Origin of the sequence: Moorena sp. SIO3B2 (genome assembly GCF_010692525.1) — a bacterium.
Classification (GTDB): Bacteria; Cyanobacteriota; Cyanobacteriia; order Cyanobacteriales; family Coleofasciculaceae; genus Moorena; species Moorena producens.
In genome coordinates this window covers 1-7803 of sequence record NZ_JAAHHE010000288.1, presented here as the reverse complement: position 1 = coordinate 7803, position 7803 = coordinate 1, and the positions used below count along the sequence as shown (strand labels likewise).

Sequence of the window (7803 nt, the reverse complement as noted above, 5' to 3'; positions counted from 1 at the left end):
CCCGTTTTAAAAGAGGTGCCATTGACAGGGTACCTGTGATGAGGAGCCGTATGATGCGAAAGTATCACGTACGGTTTTGGAGACGAGTCAGTGAGGTGACTCACTGGCTTAGTTTAATTCAATTGGTAAAACTTTGATAATTTGCCCACCCTACCCCACATTCATAATTTGCCCACCCTACTCCCCTGCAAAATCTTCTAAATCGCTAAAATCAAGAACTTGTGGTAAATTCCTGCCACAACAACACCCCCAATCGGGTCGATACTTGCCTCGCTCCACCCATTTGTGAAAACTGGAATATTTCCAAAAATGAGGACAAGACACCAAACCATGCTTAACCGGATTATAGTGAATATAATCTAAATGTCGGTGTAAATCATGGTCATCACGAATTGTATGCTCCCAAAACCGACGTTGCCAGACATTGCTTTCTCGATGTTTACGACGAGAAGGGGAAACATCTACCGAAAATGAGCGTTTTCCCCGTAAAGAGCGGGTAAATAACACCTTAAACCGAGACACTCGCTGAGAATAATTAGAATCATCCGGTGGTAACGACCAGATAAAATGAAGATGATCCGTTGACACTCCCCGTCAATCGCGGAGCGGGGATTCTTCACTCAACGACCCAGCTTGCTGAACCTGATTCGCCGTAGGCGACGCTTCGCGAACGGAATCAAGAACAGTAGAGGCCAAATCTCCTGAAGCGTTTGGATTTAGAATCCAAGTTCCGACGTGCCCCGTCGTACTTATAGCTCGATTTCGGATATTGATAGCGGCATTATGGTCTCTGTCTAACTGGCAGCCACATTTACAAATATGAGTCCTAGTAGATAGGGACTTCTTGACGACCTCGCCGCACTCAGAGCAGTTTTGACTGGTATAGGCAGGATTTACTGCAACAGTTATCCTGTCAAATTTAGTGCCAAAGTGCTCTAACCATTTCCTGAATTGATACCAACCAGCGTCATTAATAGATTTAGCGAGACAGTGATTTTTTACTAGATTCTTAACCCTTAAATCTTCGTAGGCGACCAAATCGTTAGATCGGATTACGCAACGTGCCAGTCTCTTGGCATGTTCTTCACGTTGCCTACTTATTTTAAGGTGTTGCCTGCCTAATCTGTTAATCGCCTTTCTGCGATTGGATGAGCCTTTCTTTTTCCGGGAAACCCGGCGTTGATAAAACTTCAAGCGTCTCTCCCCTTTTCTGTAGAATCGGGGACTGGGTTCGGAGTGACCGTTGGAATCTGTGTAGAACTCTTTGAGTCCTACATCCAACCCAATCATTTCGCCTGTGTGCTCTACTTCCTCTTTTACGTTGACCGCAACACAAAATTGAACGTAGTACCCATCAGCTCGCTTGACTATCCGAACCCGGTTAATTTGCTTCTTGTCGAAGCGCCACAAGTCCCAGGTGCCCTTTAGCTTAAGCTTCCCAATCCCTTTTTTGTCTGTGAATGTTATCGACTTTTTGTCAGGGGATAATTTCCATCCTGACTTTTTGTACTCGACCGACCGAGCACGCTTTTGGAACTTAGGAAAACCCTTTTTGTCTGGGACTTTTTTCTTACAGTTATCGTAGAAGCGAACAATCGATGACCATGCCCTCTCAGAGGCAGCCTGACGGGCTGTAGAGTTTAATTCATTAGCAAAAGAGAACTCTTTAGCCAGGATTTTAGAGTACCTACTAAGGTCACTTTTTCCCGTTCCTTTATTATCCAGCCATAAACTAATACAGCTATTTCGGATAAACTTGACCGTCCGGATAGCTTCGTCTATAGCTGAATATTGGGACTCTTTGCCTTTGGCTTTAAACTCTAATATTATCACCGAATATCGACCTATTTTGATATACATTTATATTAACATGTTTGTATAAAACTATCAAGTCTGAGCCCAAGAAAAAGCCGTCGAACGAAGGACGGGGCTTTAAACCAAAATTTTCGGTAAAACAACGGCTGCTGTGATGTCAAAGGGTTTTTCTGTCCGCATTTTTGCCATCGCCTTCCGTAACCGAGATATATTCTCAACATCTGAAAATAGAGGAATACGGCGATAAGTGACTAAAGTCAGAAAAAATACTCCTCCTGGCACATAAGAACGACGATAGTTCGACATATTGAGATATTGATGGTGGCGAGCATCCTCTGTTTCAGTTTAATCCCGATTCAGAGTAGGGTGGGCATTGGTCGATAAGCACGCTATCAAATGGTATTAGAATGATAATTTGCCCACCCTACAACTCACCTTGTCGGGTGGGCAAATGGGCATGACACTATGATGAAATTGCCAAACTTTCATGATTTGCCCACCCTACCCGACGGAATGCGATCGCACTAAAGTCAGAAAAAATACTCCTCCTGGCACATAAGAACGACGATAGTTCGACATATTGAGATATTGATGGTGGCGAGCATCCTCTGTTTCAGTTTAATCCCGATTCAGAGTAGGGTGGGCAAATGGGGATGAGCACGCTATCAAATGGTATTACAATGATAATTTGCCCACCCTACAACTCTGAATGCGATCGCACTATATTTTAAAATAAGGGAAAAACCCCCCATATCTATGGTCGAAACCCCTTGGCAACTCTTACCGACATTGGCTTGCCTGATCACAACTGATCCCAATAGTAATCGTCCAGTCATTGCAGGAACTCGAACCTCTGTGCGCCGAATTGCTGGCCTATATAATCAAGGTAACAACGCCGAAGAAATAGCCAGACGATTAAATCACCTAACAATCACTCAAATTTATGCTGCATTAACTTATTATCATGCTAACCGTCAGGAAATAGACCAAGATATAGCAGCCGAACAAACTGCCTATGAAGAACTCGCCAAACAACATTATCAGGCAACCAAACCCTAAAAATGACACAAATTCGTCTTTATTTAGATGAAGATACCATGGATAGCGATCTGATAACGGCCTTGCGTCTTCGCAACGTGAATGTTGTCTCGACCGGGGAAGCTCAAGGGAGTAGGGAGTAGGGAGTAGGGAGTAGGGAGTAGGGAATATAGCATCAAAAATTCGGCTCTTCCGTACTTGTTATGCTAAATCAACACTTTGGCACAGGGAGCAGGGAGCAGTGCGATCACACTCTTGTAGTAGGGTGGGCAAATGGATATGATAACTGATCAATTGGTATTACGTTGATTATTTGCCCACCCTACCCCACATTCAGGTTTGGTGGGCAAATGGACATGATAACGGAACAATTGGTATGACGTTGATGATTTGCCCACCCTACCCCTACTTACAACCACAAAATGGAGAGAAAATGTCCCTAATTCAAGAAGATATCGAACAAACGTTTAGGCAACTCGTTGACCAGTGGCGGGAAGAAACCAGAGGAATTTCATCAACCACTCAAGCAGCTATGCATCCTGCTTATCAACAAATTATTGGCATGGGAAAAGAAGCAATTCCGTTATTATTAAGGGAACTTGAACAAAAATCTGGACGGTGGTTTTGGGCTTTAAAATCCATTACTAGAGAAGATCCTGTTCAAGAAGAACATCAGGGGAATACTCAAGAAATGATCAAAGCATGGCTAAATTGGGGAGTCCGTAACGGTTATAAATGGTAGGAAATGAGGCGTGGTTATCGCAAGTCAGACAATGGATTGAAAGGGATTATCCTAATTTAGCCTCTACAAATTATCACATTACCAGTGCTGTGGCTTGGGCGGCTGAAGATACTCAAAGATGGTGGTGGCCAGATCCAATGAAAGAGAGTTATTGGCCCGTTAATGTTCCAAGAGTTGAGACACTTTTGGCTTTTATTAAAGCTTTTGAAACTCTTGGTTATGTAATCTGTGAAACCCCGGATTTAGAAGAAAATTATCAAAAAATAGCCATTTACATGTTAAATGGTCAACCCACTCATGTGGCTAGACAATTATTAAACGGAAAATGGACGAGTAAATTAGGACAGGATGAGGATATTGAACATGATACATTAGAAGGGTTAACTGGAGAAAGATACGGTCAAGTCGCCCAAGTTATGAAGCGAAAAGTAGGTAGTAGGGTAGGCATTGGTCGATGATTGGTGATCAAATGGTATTACTTTGATTATGTGCCCACCCTACGCCACATTCAGAATTTGCCCACCCTACTCTACTACCCAACTACCGAACCGAATGCGATCGCACAACCGCACCGAATGCGATCGCACAAGCGCGGAAGCTGAGGCCGTAGGCCACGCTTTGCGAACGCTTCATCCCGTAGCGTGGCCTACGGCCAATCGCTGATCTTGTTTGGTGGGCAAATGAACATGACACTTTGATGAAATTGCCTTTCCCTACATAATTTGCCCACCCTACTGTCGTGGCTACGGCCAATCGCGGATCTTGTTTGGTGGGCAAATGGTCTTGGGTTCGAGATGAAATTGCCTTCCGTTTAGTATTTGCCCACCCTACCCGCTCCGAATGCGTACGCACTACATAATTTGCCCACCCTACTGTCGTGGCTTGTTTGGTGGGCAAATGGTCTTGGGTTCGAGATGAAATTGCCTTCCGTTTAGTATTTGCCCACCCTACCCGCTCCGAATGCGTACGCACTGAAGCAACATTTAAGGCTTGCCACGCCACACGATGAATCTTGACTCGACTTTCTGTTATACATATATTATATGTATGACCTTTGAATATGATCCAAGAATTGCAAAAACCAATTGGCAAAAGCATGGTGTTTCCTAAGCGAAGCTGAAATGGTGTTTTTCGATCCCCTTGCCATTCATGACATTGATCCAGATTCGATTACTGAAGAACGTTTCATCGAGCGCGGGAATAGGAAACTCTGGATTACCATTGGTCGTTGTATATACCATGCGCGGTGAGGTGATTCGACTAATTTCTGCTCGTCGCGCCACAAAACAGGAGACAAAAGCTTATGAGAAAGGAATATGATTTTTCTAAAGGAAAACGAGGAGCTGTAATTTCTTCTAAAGGAAAAACACGCATTACTATTTATCTCGATGATGAAATTCTTGCCAATTTTCGAGAACAGGCCGAAACGGCTGGAATTGGTTATCAGACTCTAATAAATGAGGCTTTAAAAAAACATCTCCAGTGCCCTTCTGAGCAACCTCTCACCCAAGGGGATCTACGCCGTATTCTTCGTGAAGAATTATCAGTGCGATCGCGTAGCGTGGCCTATGGCCAATCGCCGCTCAAGTAGTGCGCGATCGCACTCTTGTAGTAGGGTGGGCAAATGGACATGTACACGCGCTCCTATTGGTATGACGTTGATGATTTGCCCACCCTACCCCGATGAAAGCGCAATGGTTTGGTGGGCAAATGGACATGATAACTGATCAAATGGTATTACTTTCATTATTTGCCCACCCTACCCAACTACCCAACTACCCAACCGAATGCGATCGCTGAGAATTTGCCCACCCTACGCCTAATCAAATGGTATTACAATGATGATTTGCCCACCCTACTACTGACTGCTGATAGCTGTTCGCGCAGCGTGCGCGTAGCGCATTAGCTGAATGCTTACGTTCTATGTTTAAAGTTAAAGCAATCTTGTTGGAGCATAAGGGATGTCCTACAGGGACTTTAAATCTATTGCTGAAGTGTGTAATCGGTTTGACTTAAACATTGATGAGTCGCAAAATTTGTTTACGGATATTGCTCCCGTCGAAGTTAGCGAACTTTTACAACAAATCTTAAAACGAAATATTCCTCTCGCCAATGCCATCAATACAGAAAAAGCCCGGTCTGAACTTTTAATCGCTCCAACGTTATTAGAAATCCGGGAAATATTTCATAATGAAGTGGGTTTTTTTTCAGGGTCAGAATTCAATATTGATGCCGAGTTAGGATTAAACGGTTATTGTGACTTTATTTTGACCGCTTCACGAGAAATTTATGAGATTCACCGACCTGTTGTTACCTTAGTTGAAGCCAAGAATGAAAATATTAAAGGAGGTTTGGCGCAGTGTATTGCCGAAATGGTAGCAGCCCAACGCTTTAACGAGAGAGAAAATGTCAATTTGCCGATTTTTGGAGCTGTGACAACTGGTCTAATCTGGCAGTTTCTTCGCTTAGAGGGCGTGCTGGTCTGGATAGATCTGCAAGAATACTATATTAGAGACACTGCCAAACTTTTGGGCATTTTGTCTCATCCCTTTCAGGAGTATTTCCGCGTCCGCAATGATAATTAGTTGACACTCCCCGGTCTAAAGACGCGGGGATTCTTGCTTCGTAGCAGGGAACAGGGAACAGGGAATAGGGAACAGGGAACAGAGAATAGGGAACAGGGAACAGAGAACAGTATGAGTAGGGTGGGCAAATGGACATGATAACAGTTCAAATGGTCTTTCAAACCTGATTTGCCCACCCTACCCCTGAAGCTAACCTTCAACTTTAGAATTGAGAATTGAGAATTGAGAATTAAGAATTGAGAATTGAGAATTAAGAATTGAGAATTCTGCATTCTACATTCTACATTCTATATTCTACATTCTACATTCTACATTCTACATTCTACATTCTACATTCTATATTCTGACAGACAACCTTCAACATCCCAACCTTCAACCTTCAACATCCTAACCTTCAACCTTCAAAAAAAATAGCCGCAGAAATACTATCCACGGCTAGGAATGTTACCTTATGTCATTCAGTTTTCTAACCTATCCAGACGTGATCCTATGTGATTGGACCGGATGGTTTGGCCAGGGGGAAAACCCCCCAGCAATGTCTTGATGCAGTCGCTCATGGGGGAAACCACGCCAGTTGCTCATGGGGGGAACCCCCAAGACCGCACTGGCTCCCCAAGACCGCTTAGGTGCGCTTTCCGTAGGCGAATTAAATTCGCCACGGGTCGCACCTCTGCATCGCTTTAACGTTTTAACGGAGCCTGAAGTACTTGGTCATAATTGTTATGAATTCTCCGGGAACATCCGTCGGCTGCAGAGGACTCCACTCGGATATTTGGGCGTAGCCCATTGCATACAGGGCATGCATGGTATTAGTTACTGCCTTGCGGTCGCCCTTTAAAATGTGCTGAACACGGATTTTTTTGTTGGAAGAATCGTCTGGATTGTTGTCTGGATTATTAGTTGGAAATTCTGATGGCATAAGGGTAACCTTTTGCTTTTTGTTTGTATTTATAATCATAATGATTATAAATTAATTTGTCAAGGGTTTTTATAAATTTTTTTTTGAGGGAGAATGTAAAGAAATGCGATCGTAAGCGATCAGCGATCAGTTATCAGCTATCAGCTATCAGCTATAGCAAAGGGAACAGGGAACAGGGAACAGGGAACAGGGAACAAGAATTTTTACAATTCCTACACGGATTGCTATATCAGCTATCAGCTATCAGCTAATGAGCGTAGCCCATAGTCTGATAGCTGAATGCTTACGGAAACGTGCCTCAACCCAACCTACGTTTATAATTGGGTACGGATTTTATAAAAATTCAACACGATCAATCATATCTTCAGGAGTATAAACCTCATACATTAACACCAAAGTTTCAATAATTTGACCAAGAGAACGCTTAGTTTGATGACAATAAGCAATGCCTGAATGATTTGGATTTATAACTGCTAGTTTAAGAAAATCATCATCATGAGTTACTAATACTCTCCCTTCTCGACTTGCAAAAGCTAATTGAGACTCATCACTTTTAGTTCTCAACTGTACCTCAACTGTAGTTGTTACATCAATTCCACGATGGCGTAATTCCCGGGCAATTACCGATTTAATATGCTCATCCAAATGATAACGAATCCTTTTACTCACCCTTTAAATTCCTAAGTTTTTCCTGTAATAAAGAA

At 43.1% G+C, this 7803-nt stretch carries 12 protein-coding genes and 1 pseudogene; 6 read left to right on the top strand and 7 right to left on the bottom strand.

The window, feature by feature from the left end:
• Positions 1-177: 177 nt before the first annotated feature.
• The 3 genes and pseudogenes from F6K38_RS31375 to F6K38_RS31365 form a co-directional block, all read right to left on the bottom strand.
• Positions 178-579, bottom strand: a pseudogene (locus F6K38_RS31375) (REP-associated tyrosine transposase); the annotation flags it as partial.
• A gap of 15 nt (positions 580-594) precedes the next feature.
• Entirely contained in the window at positions 595-1833 is a 1239-nt protein-coding gene (locus tag F6K38_RS31370) for an RNA-guided endonuclease InsQ/TnpB family protein (RefSeq protein WP_287358998.1), read from the bottom strand.
• Positions 1834-1932: 99 nt separating this feature from the next.
• Positions 1933-2121, bottom strand: coding sequence for a hypothetical protein (locus tag F6K38_RS31365; RefSeq protein WP_287264970.1), 189 nt, complete (start codon positions 2119-2121; stop codon positions 1933-1935).
• A 450-nt stretch (positions 2122-2571) separates the two neighbouring features.
• On the opposite strand from F6K38_RS31365, the gene F6K38_RS31360 reads away from it, so the two are divergent.
• The gene (locus F6K38_RS31360) at positions 2572-2874 is read left to right on the top strand and encodes a DUF433 domain-containing protein (RefSeq protein ID WP_287358993.1); all 303 of its coding nucleotides are present in this window, start codon (positions 2572-2574) and stop codon (positions 2872-2874) included.
• Between the two features lie 23 nt (positions 2875-2897).
• On the opposite strand, the gene F6K38_RS31355 is transcribed toward F6K38_RS31360, so the two are convergent.
• Positions 2898-3029, bottom strand: a complete 132-nt coding sequence (locus F6K38_RS31355) for a hypothetical protein (protein WP_271969748.1) — start codon at positions 3027-3029, stop codon at positions 2898-2900.
• Between the two features lie 137 nt (positions 3030-3166).
• Here F6K38_RS31355 and F6K38_RS31350 point away from each other — a divergent pair, with 137 nt between their 5' ends.
• Positions 3167-3595, top strand: coding sequence for a hypothetical protein (locus F6K38_RS31350; RefSeq protein WP_287251678.1), 429 nt, complete (start codon positions 3167-3169; stop codon positions 3593-3595).
• Positions 3589-4053: a DUF7689 domain-containing protein gene (locus tag F6K38_RS31345; protein ID WP_287251679.1), complete on the top strand. Its 465-nt coding sequence runs from the start codon at positions 3589-3591 to the stop codon at positions 4051-4053. Before F6K38_RS31350 ends, F6K38_RS31345 begins: the two co-directional genes overlap by 7 nt.
• A gap of 82 nt (positions 4054-4135) precedes the next feature.
• On the opposite strand, the gene F6K38_RS31340 is transcribed toward F6K38_RS31345, so the two are convergent.
• Positions 4136-4693 carry a hypothetical protein gene (locus F6K38_RS31340; RefSeq protein ID WP_287358992.1) on the bottom strand — a complete coding sequence of 186 codons (558 nt, stop codon included), beginning with the start codon at positions 4691-4693 and terminating at the stop codon, positions 4136-4138.
• A 205-nt stretch (positions 4694-4898) separates the two neighbouring features.
• Here F6K38_RS31340 and F6K38_RS31335 point away from each other — a divergent pair, with 205 nt between their 5' ends.
• Together F6K38_RS31335 and F6K38_RS31330 are read left to right on the top strand one after the other, a co-directional pair.
• A complete protein-coding gene (locus F6K38_RS31335) occupies positions 4899-5186 on the top strand; it encodes a BrnA antitoxin family protein (protein WP_287251683.1) in 288 nt (95 codons plus the stop codon).
• 370 nt (positions 5187-5556) lie between these two features.
• Positions 5557-6180, top strand: a complete 624-nt coding sequence (locus F6K38_RS31330; RefSeq protein ID WP_287358990.1) for a hypothetical protein — start codon at positions 5557-5559, stop codon at positions 6178-6180.
• A 688-nt stretch (positions 6181-6868) separates the two neighbouring features.
• Here the strand turns inward: F6K38_RS31330 and F6K38_RS31325 are convergent.
• The gene (locus tag F6K38_RS31325) at positions 6869-7099 is read right to left on the bottom strand and encodes a hypothetical protein (RefSeq protein ID WP_287358996.1); all 231 of its coding nucleotides are present in this window, start codon (positions 7097-7099) and stop codon (positions 6869-6871) included.
• 83 nt (positions 7100-7182) lie between these two features.
• Between F6K38_RS31325 and F6K38_RS31320 the strand changes: the two genes are divergently transcribed.
• Positions 7183-7350 (top strand): hypothetical protein, encoded by a 168-nt coding sequence (locus tag F6K38_RS31320; RefSeq protein WP_287358988.1) that lies wholly within the window; start codon positions 7183-7185, stop codon positions 7348-7350.
• A gap of 82 nt (positions 7351-7432) precedes the next feature.
• On the opposite strand, the gene F6K38_RS31315 is transcribed toward F6K38_RS31320, so the two are convergent.
• Complete coding sequence (locus F6K38_RS31315; RefSeq protein WP_009149619.1) at positions 7433-7768, bottom strand: DUF5615 family PIN-like protein; 336 nt, start codon at positions 7766-7768, stop codon at positions 7433-7435.
• Between the last annotated feature and the right edge of the window lie 35 nt (positions 7769-7803).

Coding starts and splice junctions, on each gene's coding strand:
- F6K38_RS31330 (WP_287358990.1), top strand. CDS start 5,557: ATGTCCTACAGGGACTTTAAATCTATTGCTGAAGTGTGTAATCGGTTT.
- F6K38_RS31355 (WP_271969748.1), bottom strand. CDS start 3,029: ATGCTATATTCCCTACTCCCTACTCCCTACTCCCTACTCCCTACTCCC.
- F6K38_RS31340 (WP_287358992.1), bottom strand. CDS start 4,693: ATGCTTTTGCCAATTGGTTTTTGCAATTCTTGGATCATATTCAAAGGT.
- F6K38_RS31335 (WP_287251683.1), top strand. CDS start 4,899: ATGAGAAAGGAATATGATTTTTCTAAAGGAAAACGAGGAGCTGTAATT.
- F6K38_RS31325 (WP_287358996.1), bottom strand. CDS start 7,099: ATGCCATCAGAATTTCCAACTAATAATCCAGACAACAATCCAGACGAT.
- F6K38_RS31360 (WP_287358993.1), top strand. CDS start 2,572: ATGGTCGAAACCCCTTGGCAACTCTTACCGACATTGGCTTGCCTGATC.
- F6K38_RS31345 (WP_287251679.1), top strand. CDS start 3,589: ATGGTAGGAAATGAGGCGTGGTTATCGCAAGTCAGACAATGGATTGAA.
- F6K38_RS31365 (WP_287264970.1), bottom strand. CDS start 2,121: ATGTCGAACTATCGTCGTTCTTATGTGCCAGGAGGAGTATTTTTTCTG.